Source organism: Natrinema pellirubrum DSM 15624 (assembly GCF_000230735.2).
GTDB lineage: Archaea > Halobacteriota > Halobacteria > Halobacteriales > Natrialbaceae > Natrinema > Natrinema pellirubrum.
This window is the reverse complement of the sequence record NC_019962.1, coordinates 3,775,066-3,790,479: the sequence shown is the minus strand read 5'-3', so window position 1 is coordinate 3,790,479 and position 15,414 is coordinate 3,775,066. Positions and strand designations below refer to the sequence as shown.

17 protein-coding genes are annotated in these 15,414 nt (G+C 66.7%); 8 read left to right on the top strand and 9 right to left on the bottom strand.

Annotated features, from left to right (window positions below; genetic code table 11):
* Window positions 1-100 precede the first annotated feature (100 nt).
* The 5 genes from NATPE_RS18375 to NATPE_RS18360 all read left to right on the top strand — a co-directional run bounded on the left by NATPE_RS18375 (window position 101) and on the right by NATPE_RS18360 (window position 3,257).
* A complete protein-coding gene (locus tag NATPE_RS18375) occupies window positions 101-739 on the top strand; it encodes an Era-like GTP-binding protein (protein ID WP_006183100.1) in 639 nt (212 codons plus the stop codon).
* Window positions 740-745: 6 nt separating this feature from the next.
* The gene (locus NATPE_RS18370) at window positions 746-1,147 is read left to right on the top strand and encodes a DUF2073 domain-containing protein (RefSeq protein ID WP_006183099.1); all 402 of its coding nucleotides are present in this window, start codon (window positions 746-748) and stop codon (window positions 1,145-1,147) included.
* Entirely contained in the window at window positions 1,147-2,133 is a 987-nt protein-coding gene (locus NATPE_RS18365; protein ID WP_006183098.1) for an OapC/ArvC family zinc-ribbon domain-containing protein, read from the top strand. Before NATPE_RS18370 ends, NATPE_RS18365 begins: the two co-directional genes overlap by 1 nt.
* Before the next feature lie 252 nt (window positions 2,134-2,385).
* Window positions 2,386-2,475 carry a hypothetical protein gene (locus NATPE_RS23585; protein ID WP_015299283.1) on the top strand — a complete coding sequence of 30 codons (90 nt, stop codon included), beginning with the start codon at window positions 2,386-2,388 and terminating at the stop codon, window positions 2,473-2,475.
* Window positions 2,475-3,257, top strand: coding sequence for a DUF7089 family protein (locus tag NATPE_RS18360; protein WP_006183097.1), 783 nt, complete (start codon window positions 2,475-2,477; stop codon window positions 3,255-3,257). Before NATPE_RS23585 ends, NATPE_RS18360 begins: the two co-directional genes overlap by 1 nt.
* Window positions 3,258-3,385: 128 nt before the next feature.
* Here the strand turns inward: NATPE_RS18360 and NATPE_RS18355 are convergent, their stop codons facing one another.
* Entirely contained in the window at window positions 3,386-3,964 is a 579-nt protein-coding gene (locus tag NATPE_RS18355) for a DUF7090 family protein (protein ID WP_006183096.1), read from the bottom strand.
* A gap of 349 nt (window positions 3,965-4,313) precedes the next feature.
* Here NATPE_RS18355 and NATPE_RS18350 point away from each other — a divergent pair, with 349 nt between their 5' ends.
* Complete coding sequence (locus tag NATPE_RS18350) at window positions 4,314-4,994, top strand: class I SAM-dependent methyltransferase (protein ID WP_006183095.1); 681 nt, start codon at window positions 4,314-4,316, stop codon at window positions 4,992-4,994.
* A gap of 204 nt (window positions 4,995-5,198) precedes the next feature.
* On the opposite strand, the gene NATPE_RS18345 is transcribed toward NATPE_RS18350, so the two are convergent.
* Entirely contained in the window at window positions 5,199-5,774 is a 576-nt protein-coding gene (locus NATPE_RS18345) for a DUF1684 domain-containing protein (protein WP_006183094.1), read from the bottom strand.
* 138 nt (window positions 5,775-5,912) lie between these two features.
* Window positions 5,913-6,149, bottom strand: coding sequence for a DUF7127 family protein (locus NATPE_RS18340; protein ID WP_006183093.1), 237 nt, complete (start codon window positions 6,147-6,149; stop codon window positions 5,913-5,915).
* A 210-nt stretch (window positions 6,150-6,359) separates the two neighbouring features.
* Between NATPE_RS18340 and NATPE_RS18335 the strand changes: the two genes are divergently transcribed.
* Window positions 6,360-8,732 (top strand): ATP-dependent DNA helicase, encoded by a 2,373-nt coding sequence (locus NATPE_RS18335; protein ID WP_006183092.1) that lies wholly within the window; start codon window positions 6,360-6,362, stop codon window positions 8,730-8,732.
* Between the two features lie 16 nt (window positions 8,733-8,748).
* On the opposite strand, the gene NATPE_RS18330 is transcribed toward NATPE_RS18335, so the two are convergent.
* A complete protein-coding gene (locus NATPE_RS18330) occupies window positions 8,749-9,240 on the bottom strand; it encodes an adenylyltransferase/cytidyltransferase family protein (RefSeq protein WP_006183091.1) in 492 nt (163 codons plus the stop codon).
* Window positions 9,237-9,545, bottom strand: coding sequence for a DUF7521 family protein (locus NATPE_RS18325; protein WP_006183090.1), 309 nt, complete (start codon window positions 9,543-9,545; stop codon window positions 9,237-9,239). Before NATPE_RS18325 ends, NATPE_RS18330 begins: the two co-directional genes overlap by 4 nt.
* A 377-nt stretch (window positions 9,546-9,922) precedes the next feature.
* Between NATPE_RS18325 and NATPE_RS18320 the strand changes: the two genes are divergently transcribed.
* Window positions 9,923-11,791: an SLC13 family permease gene (locus NATPE_RS18320; protein WP_172637306.1), complete on the top strand. Its 1,869-nt coding sequence runs from the start codon at window positions 9,923-9,925 to the stop codon at window positions 11,789-11,791.
* A gap of 21 nt (window positions 11,792-11,812) precedes the next feature.
* On the opposite strand, the gene NATPE_RS18315 is transcribed toward NATPE_RS18320, so the two are convergent.
* From NATPE_RS18315 to NATPE_RS18300, 4 genes are all read right to left on the bottom strand, one after another.
* Window positions 11,813-12,010: a hypothetical protein gene (locus NATPE_RS18315; protein ID WP_006183088.1), complete on the bottom strand. Its 198-nt coding sequence runs from the start codon at window positions 12,008-12,010 to the stop codon at window positions 11,813-11,815.
* A 72-nt stretch (window positions 12,011-12,082) separates the two neighbouring features.
* Window positions 12,083-12,394, bottom strand: a complete 312-nt coding sequence (locus NATPE_RS18310) for a hypothetical protein (protein WP_006183087.1) — start codon at window positions 12,392-12,394, stop codon at window positions 12,083-12,085.
* 84 nt (window positions 12,395-12,478) lie between these two features.
* Complete coding sequence (locus NATPE_RS18305; protein WP_006183086.1) at window positions 12,479-13,516, bottom strand: ABC transporter ATP-binding protein; 1,038 nt, start codon at window positions 13,514-13,516, stop codon at window positions 12,479-12,481.
* Window positions 13,513-15,414 (bottom strand): ABC transporter permease, encoded by a 1,902-nt coding sequence (locus NATPE_RS18300; protein WP_006183085.1) that lies wholly within the window; start codon window positions 15,412-15,414, stop codon window positions 13,513-13,515. The genes NATPE_RS18305 and NATPE_RS18300 overlap by 4 nt, the downstream gene beginning before the upstream one ends.

Here is a 15,414-nt window from a genome sequence, read left to right as displayed (position 1 = left end):
AACTCCCGGTCATCGAATTGTCTACATGTCTGACGTAGGCTTAAGTGAGTTCAGTTTGTAGTACGCGCAACTGCACCCCGCGGTGCTGGAGGCCCCACAGATGGGACTGTTCACAGAACTCAAAGATAGTATCTCTCGGGCAACGGATCGCCTGTTTTCGGAACAGGAGCCCAAACGAATCGGTATCTACGGTCCGCCCAACGCTGGAAAGACGACGCTCGCGAACCGCATCGCGCGTGACTGGACCGGTGACGCGGTCGGCGCGGAGAGTCACGTCCCGCACGAGACGCGACGCGCACGCCGGAAAGAAAACGTCGAGATCGAACGCGACGGCAAGACGGTGACCATCGATATCGTCGACACGCCCGGCGTGACGACGAAGGTCGACTACGAGGAGTTCACCGACGATATGGACGAGGAAGACGCCATCCGTCGCTCCCGCGAAGCGACCGAAGGCGTCGCCGAGGCGATGCACTGGCTGCGCGAGGACGTCGACGGCGTCATCTACGTCTTAGACAGCGCCGAGGATCCGATCACACAGGTCAACACGATGCTGATCGGCATCATCGAATCGCGCGATCTCCCCGTTCTCATCTTCGCGAACAAGACCGACCTCGACGACTCGAGCGTCAAACGGATCGAAGACGCGTTCCCCCAACACAAGACCATCCCCCTGTCGGCCAAAGAGGGGGACAACATGGACGAAGTCTACGACAACATCGCGGAGTACTTCGGGTGACCACCGATGCCAAAAGCAACTAACGCGGACGATGCCGATGCCCCCGACGGCGTCCAGATCGACCTGATCAGCGGCGAACGCATGGCCGGCATGGCGACGATGGAGAAGATCAGGATGATCCTCGACGGCGTCCACGACGGCAACATCGTCATCTTAGAGGAGGGGCTAACGCCCGACGAGGAGAGCCGACTCATCGAGGTGACGATGGCCGAGATCAGTCCCGACGAGTTCAACGGGATCGAGATCGAGACCTATCCCAAATCCGAGACCCGCGACTCGTCGCTGTTGGGCCGAATCATGGGCAGCAACGAGACGGAAGCGAAACTGACGGTGATCGGCCCGGCCAACCAGATCGAGACGCTCCACAAGGACGAAACGCTCATCAGCGCGCTCGTGTCCCGCAACTAATGCCCCATCAGTGTACGAACTGTGGCCGGCAATTCGCCGACGGCTCGAAGGAGATGCTGTCGGGCTGTCCCGACTGCGGCGGGAACAAGTTCCAGTTCGCGCCGACCACGACGGCCGCAGCCGATTCGTCGGCCTCGACGGAGGCCGAAACCGACGGTTCAGGGGCAGTCGACGCCGGATCGTCACCGGACTCGAGCGACACCGAGTCCCCGGACGGCGTCGCGACTCGAGCCGCCGAAACCGTCCGGAACCTGATGTCCGCCGGTTCGGCCGACGACGCCGAATCGGACGATGCCGACCACCGACGACCGGCGGATACGGAACCGACCGCGGACACGGAACCGACTGCGGACGACGGTTCCTGGCCCTCGAGCGGGGCCGCCGAGACGGACGGCTCGGAGCCGGCAACCGGCAGCGATGCCGGTTCCGCAGGGGAATTCGACGAATGGCCGGAGACGGCACGCCGGCCCGCGGACCGCTCCGACCCGCCGGCGGATCGGACGGGTGACGACACTGACCGGTCCGATCGGTCGTCGGACGGCTCGAGCCGGCCGACAGAGGGCCCGACGACGACGTACGCCGACGATGAGAACACGGCACAGGCCGATGCCCGAAGCGAGGTCGTTCCCACGGACGAACTGCCGGCACACGAGGGTGACGAACCCCGACTCGAGACCGAGAGTGGCGACGAGTCCCATCCCGGCACCGATGCCACGGGCGACTCCTCACCCGTGACCGACGCCGCCGACACGCCACCGGACCACGGACGGGTCGTTCAGGAGCCGAGCGGCCAGCGCCCGTCGATCGAGGAACTCCGGGCGGAACTCAACGAACAGTTCGAGAGCATCAAAATCGTCCGCCCGGGTCAGTACGAACTCAACCTGATGGAGCTGTACAACCGCGAGGAATACATCATCTCGCTTCAGGAGGACGGCCGCTACGTGATCGACGTACCGGACTCGTGGCGAGACGCCGACGACGAGTGACACGGCATCCGACACCCCTCCGTTTCGATTGTAATTCACCTGTCGTCTCCTTCGTGGCTCTCTCACACAGTGAAACCCGTTCCATTGGAAACGATGCCCACAATCCGGCTCTCCAACAGGTCGTACTGCGGCGATCCGACGACGGAGTCTCAGGCAACTTCGGTGTGACCGTCGAATCCACTGTAGCCGCTCGAGGGCCGTCTCCGAACGAAGAAAGATGGATTTAAACGACGCGGCTACGACCCCTCGAACATGAGTACCGCAACCAAGGTCGTTCTCGCGACGGTCGGAGTATCGGCGCTACTGTCGATCCTGCTCGTCTTCCAGACCGCACTCGCCTGATGTTCGAGGCCCGTGCGCTCTCGGCGGCGGTCGACGCCGTCCGCGAGAGCCACGCACCCGACGTTCGGGTCCTCAACTGCGAACGCGACTTCGAGACGTTGAACCCGGCACGCGCGGAGGATCTGGGGCTGGTCGTCGACTCGCTCGAGCCCGCGAGCTACCCGGCAGCGTGGCTGCCCGAGGACGCACCGACGCTGCTCGCTCGTTACGCGAGTTCGGAGCTGACGATCGGGATGCCGGGCGACGGTAGCGTCGCCTGGACCCGCCAGACCGAGCCCCCGCTCGTGCTGGTCAAACCGCGTGTCGAGGGCTCGCCCGACGCCTTCATCGACTTCCTGATCGCCGAGGCACTGGTCCAACTCGATCTCGGCGTTCCGGAACACTTCATCGGCTTCTTCGAGGAGTCCTATCCCGACCTCGACCGGGCGGTCGAACTGGACCCGAACGGCACCTATCAGGTCGCCGCGGCGCTGTACGACGGCTGGGTCGGACTGCAGACCCGAGAGGTATTCGCCGAGTGGCACGACAACCACCCCGACCTCGCCGACGCCTGGCAGGACGCAGGGACCCGCCTCGAGGACCGCGTTTCGGACCTGCCGCGGGCGGTCGCACGCGGCGACACCGACTTCGCCGACGCGACGGAACTGGCGTGTGCGGCGATCAAGCACGCGATCGAGTTGCCGGCACCCTTCGCCGCGCTCGACACCGAAGCCTACCTCGATCACGGCCCCGAGTACGCCATCCAGTGGGCCGAGACGACCTTCGAGTCGCTCGAGAACTAGTTCGTTTGGCGTCGGCTGTCAGCAACTAGATGCCTGTACTCGATCGGCCACGCGAGTCATGACACGGCACGCGCCACGCTGCGACGCTTTTCTGTGATCGGGAACCCGAACTCACCGCTGCTCGCCGCTCAGAAGTCGGCGTCGATGCTGCCGTCCTCGTCGAGGTCAATCACGCCGTCGAACCGGTCGCGGAACCGGTCGACCAGGTCCGCGTCGTGGGGGTCCTTGGCGAGGTGGAACAGTCCGACCGCGTCGTACTCGGCGAGCAACTCGAGGATCCGGTCGACGGCCTCGAGGGCCTGCTCGTCGCCGGCGTAGTAGGCGAGTTCCGTGACGGAGTCGATACTGATGCGGCGTTTGCCGTCGTGTTCCGCGAGGAAGCCCTCGATGTGATCGACGATGCCGTCGACGTCGTCGGGGGCAGCGACGTAGTGGACGGTATCGGAGGAGCGCCGGGAGTAGCCGCGTTCGATGCTCAGCGTGTCCAGGATCTCGGCCTGCTCCTCGTCGACATCGTAGTACTCGAGTTTCTGTCTGACTTCGCGGGCGGTGGTTCGGGTGGAGACGACGAGGAAGTTGTCGGTATCGGTCTTGAAGAAGTCGGTGTCGATACGGTCGGTCTCGCCGGTACTCGGATGCAACAGGAGTACCCCGGTGCCGCCCGGTATGGTTGCCGGTGTCCCGTCTATCTCGAGCGTATACTCCATACTGGCCGCAACAACTCCGGGAACTCCCTTAAGCGTGCGGATGTCTCTCCCGGGGAAGTCGGAAGCGGTGGAAGGGTCTGAAAAACTGGCGAGGGGTGGGACAGTGCGACTCACCGAACGTCGAGGCGAAATCCGGATGCCCACGGATTTCGATCCGACGACCCTTCGCCTGCTACTTTTTAGGCCAGCCTAAAGAGTCTGTCGGTGGTTCTCGTGGCAGTGAGAACGATCGCCGATACCGGTGATCGTCGTCCCATCGATACCCCTAGGCTACTGCTGTCCCGTTCCATCGAGGTTGCTTCCGTCTCGATGCGAACGCGTTTAGGGTCGCGGCGCGACGCTTGTGGATATGAGCGTTCGCGAGGAGTTCGACGACTGGGCGGCCAGCGGTCGGGATAGAGGCATGGAAGAACGACACTGGCACACCGCAAAACACGCGCTCGCACGGATGCCGATCGAGTCCGGTGACACCGTCCTCGATCTCGGCTGCGGGAGCGGCTACGCCGGCCGCGCCCTGCGGGACACGAAGGACGCAGGGCGGGTCTACGGCCTCGACGGCTCGCCGGAAATGGCACACAACGCGGCCGGTTACACGGACGAGTCGGCCGTTGGCTACCTCGTCGGGGACTTCGACGAGTTGCCCTTCGCCGACGATTCGATCGATCACATCTGGAGCATGGAGGCGTTCTACTACGCCGCCGATCCCCACCACACGCTCGAGGAGATCGCCCGCGTTCTCCGGCCCGGCGGTACCTTCTACTGTGCGGTCAACTACTACGAGGAGAACGTCCATTCCCACGAGTGGCAGGAGTTCATCGCCATCGAGATGACCCGCTGGGACCGCCACCAGTACCGCGACGCCTTCCGGGAGGCGGGCTTGCACGTGGCCGAGCAGGACAACATTCCCGACCGCGAGATCGCGATTCCGCCCGCGGCCGAGTTCCCGACCGAGGACTGGGAGACCCGCGAGGCGATGGTCGAACGCTACCGTGAGTTCGGGACTCTCTTGACCGTCGGCGTCGCACCCTGATTCCCCGCATTCAGTCGTCCGCCACACAAGAATCGCGTTCTGCCGCCCGCGATCGATCCGGAGTCGTGGGTCGAAACCCCCCGGTTTCCACTCGAGGTCCGTAACCTCCTTCGAGGGGCCGTCACACGGCCGCTGACTCGAGTCGAAACGGTCCCGTCCGATCGGTGACAATCATCGGCTCGTGACTGTGGCGTTTCGCCGTCGTTATTCGTGGCGTTCGCCGGCCGGGATCGCGACCTCGAGCCAGTTCTCCTCGGGCGGGAGCGGACAGTCGAAGGTCTCGCTGTAGGCACAGAACGGCGAGTACGCGAGGTTGAAGTCGACGACGATCTCGTCGCCGTCCGCGAGGTCTCGATCGGGCTCGAGTTCCATGTAGCGGCCGCCGTCGTAGCTCTGCTGGCCCGTCGTCTTGTCCCGGAAGGGGAGGAAAAGCGGCTGCTCCTCGGGGCTCTCCTGTTGGTAGGCCGCGAGTTCGAACGTGCCGTCCTGCAGGTCCTCGTCCTCGCGGTCGAGGTCGAACTCGAGCGTCGCGACCCGCAGATAGCGCATCTCCCGGCCCGCAGTGGTGTCTAGCAACACGACCTCGGGCTCGTCGTGGACCGTCGCGGTCGCGGTCACGCGGTAGGTCGGATCCGGCTCGAAGTAGTCCAGTCCCGCGAAGTCCTCGCGCTCCTCGGGCGGGATCGGCGACTGCGGATGGTCGGCGAAAAAGTCGTCTTTCTCGGCGCGTTTGGACTCGAGTTCCGTTCGCCAGCGGTCGACGTCGATGGAATCGCTCATAGCCGGCGTAGGCGGCCAAGCGGGGAAGGCGTTGTGCTTCGACTCGATTTCGGTCGCTATGAGCGCGCGCTATCGAGCGTCGAAAACACGGTCGATCGGGGCCCTCACTGCGCCGTTCGATTTCTGTAGTCCGGCGCGCTACTCTTCGATCGTGAGTACGCCGTTCCGGGCCGAGACGGCGGTCGCTTCCGGCGGGAGTTCGAACTCGAACTGCTCGCCGTCCGCGATGATGATCGCGGTCGACCCGACGATGTCGACCGAGATGTCCGCGGCCGACGTGCCGAAATCGACCGCGATGGTGCTACCGTCATCGTATTCGAACGTACGAACGACGACGTCTCGGTCGACGTTCTCGAGGGAATGGGGAACCTTCACACGCGACCTAGGGACTGAGCTAAGTAAAGGGTCACGCTGGCAGCAATCGGGTGGGTCGATCGCGGATCGATCGTCGGCCCCGTAGCGTCGTGACCGCCCGCTCGATCCCGACCGATCCAGCATCGCACCGACGACCTGAGGTTTATGACTGAGCGAGCGACCACTCCAGTCCGTCAACGCTATGGACGACCGACCATGAGTACTGGCAGAATGACGGACTGGCGGACGGTGTTCGGCCACGACGAGCCCTACGAGCCGCAGGTCGACGGTATCGAGACGGCCATCGACACCGGACGAGAGGGCGGCTACACCGTCATCGAAGGCGCCTGTGGTACCGGGAAGACGATGATCGCGCTCACCGCCGGGATCGATCTGGTGCGCGATCCCGACACCGACTACGAGCGCGTGTTCGTCCTCACGAGCGTCAAACAGCAACTGCGCCAGTTCGAAGCGGACCTCGAGACGATCAACGAGAACCTGCCGGCCGACTGGAACCCCGTGTCGGGACTGACCCTCGTTGGGAAAGCCGACGTCTGTCCGTACAACCGTGAGAAGACGGCGGGGTTCGACGACGGGAACGTCTACGACCGCTGTGAAACCCTGCGTGATCGGACCCGCGATCTCACCGGCGAGAGCGGCGATACGACCGCGAAGAACCTGGCCGCCCGCGCCCGCAGCCAGCAGATCGGGCTGGCCGACAGCGGGAGCCGATCGAAAAACACCTTCCTCGAGACCGCCGGCGAGCCGACTCCCTACCCGCCCGACCTGCCGGAGTACGGCGAGGGCGGGCCGGTCGGGGCCGAGACGGAGTACTGTCCGTTCTACGCACAGTATCTGGAGGACCTGCCGGACGACGAGGACGGCTCGCCCGCGGAGGCGATACCCTACGACTTCACCGATGCGGGAATGATCACGCCCGAGGACCTCGTGGCCCGCTCGGTGACACACGGCACCTGCCCCCACTCCGTGATGGGGGCCGCCCTCGGCGAGGCCGAGGTCGTCATCGGCAACTACTACCACGCGTTCGATCCCCGTACCGTCGGCTCCTTTACGGGTGCCCTGCTCGACGACTCTACCTTCGTCGTCTGCGACGAGGCCCACATGTTAGAGCCCCGCGTCCGCGACCTGGTCAGCGAGGGCGTCGCCGACCGCACGCTGCGGGACGCCGAGACCGAACTCTCGCGGGTCATCCAGCCGGTCAAATTCGAACGGGAGGGCCGACAGGCCGAGGGCGGCTCGAAGACCGCCGACGCCGACCTCGTCCGCGGCGAACTGAACGACAGCGACGTCTCGTTCGAGGAACTCAACCGGACCCTCGAGTTCGTGCAGGACCTCCGGGCCGAACTCGATCGGCGCGTGACTGCCTCCCTCGACCGCAACCACCGAGGCTGGCAGTCGAACCTGAACGACCTCGAGGACGCGGAACTCCCCCTTCGAGACCCCGCAGAGCCCGCCGAGGACGAACTGACCGAGTGGGCCCGCGAGGCGGGCTACGGCGACGCCGACTGGGTCCGTGCCGAGGCCGTCGGCGCGGTCGTCCAGCGCGTTTTAAACGAGGCCGAAGACGAGGACCGGACCCGCGCTGCGCCCGCCGTCGGGCGGGTCCTCGGCGAGTGGTACCGCCGCGGTCACACCGATTACTTCCGCGAGATCGAACTCGAGCGAACCTGGGACGACACCGAGCCGCCCGACTCGTGGCGGCGGGCCTACAACGCTCGCCTCTCGCTTCACAACTGCGTCCCAAGCGACGCCATCGGCGACCGACTCGGGCACTTCGGCGGCGGCGTCCTGATGAGCGCGACCCTCGAGCCGATCGAGGCCTTCACCGAGGTGACGGGCCTGCAGTACCTCGCCCGCGAGGAGGACCGCCCGGTCGTCGAGCGACGGTACGGCCTTCACTTCCCCGCGGAGAACCGCGAGAGCTTCGCGGTCGCCGCGCCGAAGTACACCTACGACAACCGCGGCCGACCGGGCGAGGAGAACCCGACCCGCCGATCCTATGCGAACGCCGTCGCGACGGTCGCCCGCCTCCCCGGCAACGTCCTCGTCGGCATGCCAAGTTACGCCGAGGCCGAGTGGATCGCCGGCCGACTCGAGGAACGGGTCGACAAACCGGTCCTGCTCGACGTCGCCAGCGACGACGAGACGACCGAGTCGCTCAAAGACGAGTTCTTCGCGGGCGCGGGGAAGGTGCTGGTCACGAGCCTGCGGGGAACCCTGACCGAGGGCGTCGACTACAGCGGCGACCGACTCGCCGCTGCGGTCGTCTGTGGCGTCCCGATCGTCAATACCTCGAGCCCCAGAACGAAGGCCGTCCGACGCGCTTACGACGACGCGTTCGGTGACGGCTTCACGTACGCACTCACGATTCCCGCCGTCCGGAAGGCCCGTCAGGCCATCGGTCGGGTCATCCGCAGCCCCGACGACGTCGGCGTTCGCGTCCTGCTCGACGAACGGTACGCCCGCGACAGCTGGGACTCCGTTCGTCCCTACCTCCCCGACAACGGCGAGTTCCAGCCCGTCAGTCCTGACATGCTCGATGTCGGTCTCGATCGGTTTCAGTCACGGCTCTCCTCGCAGTAGCGTCGTCCGTTCCCGCTCAGTCGTCCGATTCGGCCTCGAGCGATGGCCGGCGATCGCTCTCTCCCCGCCGCTCGAGAACTCGCTCGACGATGTCGCTGCTCGAGTGCAGGCGCTTTCCCGTCGGCTCGAGCCCGCTCGCCCGCTCGACGCGACAGTCGATCCCCCACGCCGCGAGCAGCCCGGCAATCTCGTCCTCGTCGTGGTGCTGGTCGTGACCCAGCACAACGACGTCGGGATCGATCTCGCGGATCGGGACCGAGAAGTCCGACGGATGGCCCAATCGGGCGTGATCGACCGCCTCGAGCGCGGCGACGGCGTCCCGACGCTGCTCGCCCGGCAGCACGGGGTCGGGTTTGTGCGTGACACTCTCCGCGCGGGCGACGATGACGTGGAGTTCGTCGCCGGCCGCGGCGGCCGCCTCCAGATAGTGGACGTGGCCGGGATGGAGGACGTCGAAGGTTCCCTGAGCGACGACTCGCGTCGGTCGGCCGGACGGTCCGTCGGTCATACTGACAGCTCCGTGGTCACGGTGATGTCGGTGGTTTCGGCGTACAGCGAGTAGAGCAAGATCGCGAACCCGAGTGCTGTCGCCGAACTCTGGAGGGCGATGCCCAGTCCCATCGTCTCGCCGAGGAGGTGAACGCCGCCGCCGAGGATCGAGCCGATGACGATGACACCGAAGCCGGCGGCGACGGCACGCAGCGCCGCCGACCCGGTCCGTCGGAAGGCCCGATAGGCGAGCAACGCGATTGCGCCGCCGGTCAGTACCGTCGCCGTGTTCGCGATCGCGATGGGGAGCGTGTACTCGTTCATGGCTCGGTGGGGCAGCGGCCGCCGCCCGAGCCACCCTCTCGAGTCGGTCGCCGCGAGAGGCGGTGGGGAGTCGCGGCGACGAGAGGGGGTCGGCCGTCGGCCGTCTCCGTACCCGTTCGTCCTCGGAACAGTCACTTGAGTACGCCCACCGGTTCTCGAACCAAAGGAACGTGGCCGATGATGTTCGCCGCATTCCGACGGCCGACCTGCGCCGATCGCTCGGGAAGACAGCCGATCGCGACGGCGTCGGCGAACCGGGGGCTTCAAGCGGCATCGTCAAGGAATCCGTACTATCAACCGTGACCGGACGTCTCTTCTCCGAGGGCGGAGTCGTACCGCTGGCCGCCGATTCCGGCGGGCTCGCGGTGACGCCCCAGATGCTCGTGGTGTTCGCGATCATCCTTTTCGCGCTGGTTCTGTTCATTACCGAGTGGCTGCCGATCGACGTGACCGCCATCCTGATCATGGTGCTGTTGATGATTCTGGGTGCCGATGGCGTCGCGAACTTCACCGAAATCTCGACGACGGAAGGGACTTCCGGGTTCTCCAATTCGGCGACGATCACCGTGCTGGCGATGCTCATTCTGAGTTCGGGGATCAGCCAGACCGGCGTCGTCCAGATCATCGGCCGGAAGATGTCCGCGTTCGCCGGCGAGGACCTCGACAAACAGCTGCTCGCGACGATCGGCGTCAGCGGCCCCATCTCCGGCTTTATCAACAATACGCCGGTGGTCGCCATCCTCGTGCCCGTCGTCTCCGACATCGCTCACAAGGGCAAGACCTCGCCGTCGAAACTGCTGATTCCGCTCTCGTATGCCTCGATGTTCGGCGGCATGCTCACGCTGATCGGCACCTCGACGAACATCCTCGCGAGCGACGTCTCCGCGCGCCTGCTCGATCACCCCTTCTCGATGTTCGAGTTCACCAAACTCGGCGTCATCGTCCTCCTCGTCGGCAGCATCTATCTCATGACCGTCGGTCACCGACTGCTGCCCGAGCGGGTCCCCGTCGACGAGGACTACGTCACGGAGTACGCCATCGGTGAGTACCTGACCGAGGCGATCGTCGACGAGGGCTCCCCGATCGTCGGCTCGACGGTCGCCGACGCGATCGATCGCGTCGAGTTCGACGCCGACATCCTGCAGGTCGTCCGCGACGGCGAGGAGTTCATCGAACCCATCGGCCAGAAGACGATCCGCGCCGGCGACACGCTCCGGCTGCGGGCCGACCGACCGACCGTCCAACAACTCGTCGAACGCGAGACGCTCACGATCGACGGCGGTCCCGAGACCGACGCCGAACTCGAGCCGGACGAGATCCCCGACCGCACGCTGGTCGAGGTCGTCGTCCCCCGGGGCTCCTTCCTCGTGGGCGAGTCGCTCGAGACGTCGACGTTCCGCCAGCGCTACGACGCGACCGTGCTGGCCTTCCGCAGCCGAGGGGAAACGGTCCGCAGCGACATGGACGAACGCCGCATTCGAGTCGGTGACACGCTGTTGGTCCAGGCGGCACCCGACAGCATCGACCGGCTCTCTCAAAACGACGACTTCATCGTTGCCCACGAGCCGGACGAGCCCGACTACCGAACGGAGAAGATTCCCCACGCGGCGGCGATCATGGCCGGCGTCGTCGGCTTCGTCGCCGTCCCGTGGGGCGCGGTCGGGAGTGCGCTGGCCGGTGTGACCGGTGTCGGCGGCTTCGAGGCCATGTCGTCGCTGTCCCTGCCGATCATGGTCACTGCGCTGGCCGGTGTCGTCGCGATGGTCGCGACGGGCGTCCTCAAGCCGACCGAGATCTACGACGCCGTTGAGTGGGACGTAATCTTCCTGCTGGCGGGAATCATCCCGCTGGGGATGGCCTTAGAGCAGACCGGCGGAGCCGACCTCTTGGGGTCGCTCGTCGCCTCGACCGGGGCCTATCTCCCGGTTCTCGGTGTCCTCTGGGTGTTTTACCTCGCGACCGGACTCATTACGGGTGTCATCTCGAACAACGCGAGCGTCGTGTTGATGCTCCCGGTCGCCGTCCAGACGGCCGACCAGATCGGCGCGAACCCCTTCGCGTTCGTGCTGGCCGTGACCTTTGCGGCCTCGACGGCGTTTCTCACGCCCGTCGGCTACCAGACGAACCTGTTCGTCTACGGCCCCGGCGGCTACAAGTTCACGGATTTCGTCCGGGTCGGCGCGCCGCTGCAGTTGCTGCTCTCGATCGTCACCGTCCTCGGCATCGCGTTCTTCTGGGGACTGTAGCCCTCGATATACTGCCGACTGCTATTCGTCGCTCGCCGCGGTTCCCTCGGCCGATCCCTCGCCGTCGTCCGCGACCGACTCGGCCCCGTCGTCCTCCGCCTCGTCGGCCGGCGGCTCGTCCTCGTCGTCGCGCTCGAGGGCTTCCTCGAGTTCCCGCTCGCGCTGGCGCTTTTCGGCGTCGTCGGCCTGTTTCTCGCGACCGTCCTTGGTATCTGCCATAGTCTCGCACACATCGCCGGTAGGGATAACGCTGTGCCATGCTGGGCCAGCGGTGTCGCCGGCGGCCATCCGTTACCGGGATCCCACGAGACGGTGCGGGCGACGCCTCGAGGCCGTCGAGACGACCCGAACGAGCGCCGATCCCGGCTCGTAGGCCACGCGGTCGGTCGGGGACTTCGCGGCGACGAGTTTCCAGAAGCCCGGCGCGTCGAGTCGCAGCCGACACAGCCCCCGCTCGTCCGTGCGGGCCGATTTCCGTCTCGCCTCGACGAACGCCCCTTCGACCGGCCGTCGCCGGTCGTCGCGAACGCGAACGGTGAACTCGGTTCCGACGGGTACCTCGTGGCGCTCGAGGTCGACCCGGAGCCGGCGAGTGACTTGCATGATGGTTGGTAACATGCACCGATCGAAAAGCGGCCACCCTGTGTATTCCGGCCGAGGGCCGGCTCCGCATCACGCGTGATCGACTCAGTCGGTCGCGACGACGTGGGCGTCGTCGGGGTCGAACCCGACCGTCAGTTCGTCGGCCTCGGGGACCGCGGGGAGTTGCAGGACCATCTCGGCCCCGTTCCAGTGGCCGTGGACGCGGACGGTCTCGCCGAGGAACTCGCTGGTTTCGACGGTCACCGGCAGCCGGTTGGTCCCGACGTTCCGGGAGAGCGCACCCGGTCGCACGCAGACGGTGACCCGGTCGGCCTCCGGCGGGACCGCCGACACCGCGAGGGTCTCGCCGCCGACGTCGATCCGCGCCCGGTCCGCCTCTCGCTCTCGAACCGTGCCCTCGAAAACGTTGTTGTCGCCGACGAACTCGGCGACGAATCGCGTTTCGGGCTCGCGGTAGATCACCTGCGGCCGGCCGACCTGTTCGACCCGGCCGCCGTTCATCACCGCCACGCGATCGGAGATCGCCAGCGCCTCGGCCTGATCGTGGGTGACGTAGACCGTCGTGATCTCGAGTGCCGACTGGATCCGTTTGATCTGCCGGCGCAGCGACTCCCGGAGCTGTGCGTCGAGCGCGCTCATCGGCTCGTCGAGCAAGAGCAGATCGGGAGCCGGCGCGAGCGCCCGCGCCAGCGCGACCCGCTGGCGCTGGCCACCCGATAACCCCTCGGGGTCGCGCTCGCCCATTCCCTCGAGGTCGACCAGCGCGAGCAGTTCCCGGACGCGTTCCTCGACGGTCTGTCCGCCCGGCGGCTGCCGGAACCGCAGCCCGTAGCCGACGTTCTCGGCGACGCTCATGTGGGGAAATAGCGCGTAGCTCTGGAAGACGACGCCGACGTCTCGCTCCTCCGGCGGGACGCCGTCCATCGCCCGCCCGTCGAAGCGGACGGTCCCCTCGGTCGGCGACTCGAAACCGGCGATGGTCCGCAACGTCGTCGTCTTTCCACAGCCGGAGGGCCCGACGAGCGTGAAGAACTCGCCGTCACGGACCGTCAGATCGATCCCCTCGAGCGCCGCGGTCCCGCCGTAGCGTTTGGCGACGCCCGCGAGTTCGAGGGCGGTCATCGCTCGAACCTCCCGCCGACACGGTCGACGACGACGAAGCTGGCGGCCGTGACGAACAGCAGGACCGTTCCCATGGCGATCGCGGGGCCGGAGCGACGACCGAGATAGCGCTCGACGGCGACTGGCATCGTGTAGGTGTCGCCGCTGCCCGCCAAAATCACCGTCGAAGAGAACTCTCCGATCGAAATGGCGAAGGCGAAGGCCGCGCCGGCGACGATGCCGCTGGCCACGAGCGGCAATTCGACGTCCCGGAGCGCGCGGTACCGGGAGGCACCCAGCGCACGGGCGGACTCGACCATCGCCGGATCCAGGTTCGCGAGCAGCGGCGAGACGTTGCGCGTGACGAAGGGGTAGGCCGCGACCGCGTGGGCCGCGACGATCGCGACCGCGCCCGTCACCCGGAACCGCCAGCCGCCGGGCAACGGAATCCCGAAGACCAGCCCCCGGAGCAGGCCGATCCCGAAGACGACGCCGCTGACCGCAAGCGGCAACATCGCCAGCGCGTCGACGACGGCCCCCGAACGGCCCGCCCGGGCGGTTACGACCGAGATCACGACGCCCATCGGGACGGCGACCGCGAGCGTCGCGACGCCAAACAGCAGCGAGTTCCGGACCGCGATCCACGGTAGCGTCTGGTAGCTGGCCCCCTCGAGCTGGCGCTCGAGCAAAAAGGCGTAATGGCGACCCGTCAGGCCGCTCCCGTCGGTGACGCTGCCGACGACCAGACTCGCCATCGGGCCGACGAAGACCACCAGCGCGACGAGCCCGTAGCCGACGATCGCCAGCCGACGCGGCGACAGCGCGGTCCGCAGGTCTGGAACGAGCGGCCGCCTCGCGGTCGAACCGGCCGAACGTGCCAGCCCCGATTGGGCGGACTCGTATCGGAGATAGGCGTACGTGAGTCCCAGCGAGAGTACCGTCTCGAGGACGGCAAGCGTCGCTGCCTCGCCGTAGGCCAGCTGGCGCACCCGGTCGTAGATCCAGACCTCGACGGTCGCCAACTGGAGCCCGCCCAGCGCGAGGACGATGGGGAAGGTCATGAAGGTGAAGATGAAGGTCAACAGCGTGCCGGTCAGGATCGCCGGCAGCAGCTGCGGAACGACCACGTCGCGGAACGCCCGCCGCGGACTCGCGCCGAGGCTGCGAGCGGTCTCGACGGCCCGGCGGTCGACGGATTCCCACGCGGCGACGGTCACGCGGGCCACCAGCGGTGCGTTGTAAAAGGCGTGGGCGACGATCACGATCGCCAACGGGTTCCACTCGATGAACGGGTACGGCCCGAGCCCGACCAGTCCGAGCAGGCCGTTGAGCGTGCCGCCCCGGCCGAACATCGCGTAGAAGCCGACCGCGACCATGATCCCGGGCAGGACGAACGGCAGGATCGTCAGCGATCGAATCGTCCGTCGACCCCGGAACTCGTAGGTCGCGAGGACGTAGGCGGCCGGTAGCCCGAGTGCAACGCTTGCGAGCGTCGACAGCGCCGCCTGATAGGCGGTAAAGCCGAACAGCCCCCACTGCATCCCCGGTGTCTCGAGGGCGAGCCACGGCACCGGCAGGTCGAGGCCGGGGAGCGGCCGGACGAGCGTAAGAGACACCGAGATGGCCCCGAGCCAGCCGGCAACGCCCTCGAGATGGCTCCCGACCGCAAGCGGCTCCGCGAAGACGTCCGCGAGCGCCCCGACATAGAACGGATCAGTCAGGACCCCGCGGAAATGGCCGAGCGTCGGCCGGCCCGCCTCGAGGATTGCCTCGACGAAGACGACCCCGACCGGCAGATAGAGCATGACCGCAAGCACCGCGGCCGTCCCGAGCGCCGCCAGCGAGAGGGCATGGCGCTCGAGGCGCGACTGGAGGGTCACGAACGCGTTCCGAAGCCCTCGGCGATCCGATGCGGGCAC

Bases quoted from the DNA above. Each gene is read 5' to 3' on its own strand.
- NATPE_RS18375 (WP_006183100.1), top strand. From the start codon at position 101: ATGGGACTGTTCACAGAACTCAAAGATAGTATCTCTCGGGCAACGGAT.
- NATPE_RS18370 (WP_006183099.1), top strand. From the start codon at position 746: ATGCCAAAAGCAACTAACGCGGACGATGCCGATGCCCCCGACGGCGTC.
- NATPE_RS18365 (WP_006183098.1), top strand. From the start codon at position 1,147: ATGCCCCATCAGTGTACGAACTGTGGCCGGCAATTCGCCGACGGCTCG.
- NATPE_RS23585 (WP_015299283.1), top strand. From the start codon at position 2,386: ATGAGTACCGCAACCAAGGTCGTTCTCGCGACGGTCGGAGTATCGGCG.
- NATPE_RS18360 (WP_006183097.1), top strand. From the start codon at position 2,475: ATGTTCGAGGCCCGTGCGCTCTCGGCGGCGGTCGACGCCGTCCGCGAG.
- NATPE_RS18355 (WP_006183096.1), bottom strand. From the start codon at position 3,964: ATGGAGTATACGCTCGAGATAGACGGGACACCGGCAACCATACCGGGC.
- NATPE_RS18350 (WP_006183095.1), top strand. From the start codon at position 4,314: ATGAGCGTTCGCGAGGAGTTCGACGACTGGGCGGCCAGCGGTCGGGAT.
- NATPE_RS18345 (WP_006183094.1), bottom strand. From the start codon at position 5,774: ATGAGCGATTCCATCGACGTCGACCGCTGGCGAACGGAACTCGAGTCC.
- NATPE_RS18335 (WP_006183092.1), top strand. From the start codon at position 6,360: ATGACGGACTGGCGGACGGTGTTCGGCCACGACGAGCCCTACGAGCCG.
- NATPE_RS18330 (WP_006183091.1), bottom strand. From the start codon at position 9,240: ATGACCGACGGACCGTCCGGCCGACCGACGCGAGTCGTCGCTCAGGGA.
- NATPE_RS18325 (WP_006183090.1), bottom strand. From the start codon at position 9,545: ATGAACGAGTACACGCTCCCCATCGCGATCGCGAACACGGCGACGGTA.
- NATPE_RS18320 (WP_172637306.1), top strand. From the start codon at position 9,923: ATGCTCGTGGTGTTCGCGATCATCCTTTTCGCGCTGGTTCTGTTCATT.
- NATPE_RS18315 (WP_006183088.1), bottom strand. From the start codon at position 12,010: ATGGCAGATACCAAGGACGGTCGCGAGAAACAGGCCGACGACGCCGAA.
- NATPE_RS18310 (WP_006183087.1), bottom strand. From the start codon at position 12,394: ATGCAAGTCACTCGCCGGCTCCGGGTCGACCTCGAGCGCCACGAGGTA.
- NATPE_RS18305 (WP_006183086.1), bottom strand. From the start codon at position 13,516: ATGACCGCCCTCGAACTCGCGGGCGTCGCCAAACGCTACGGCGGGACC.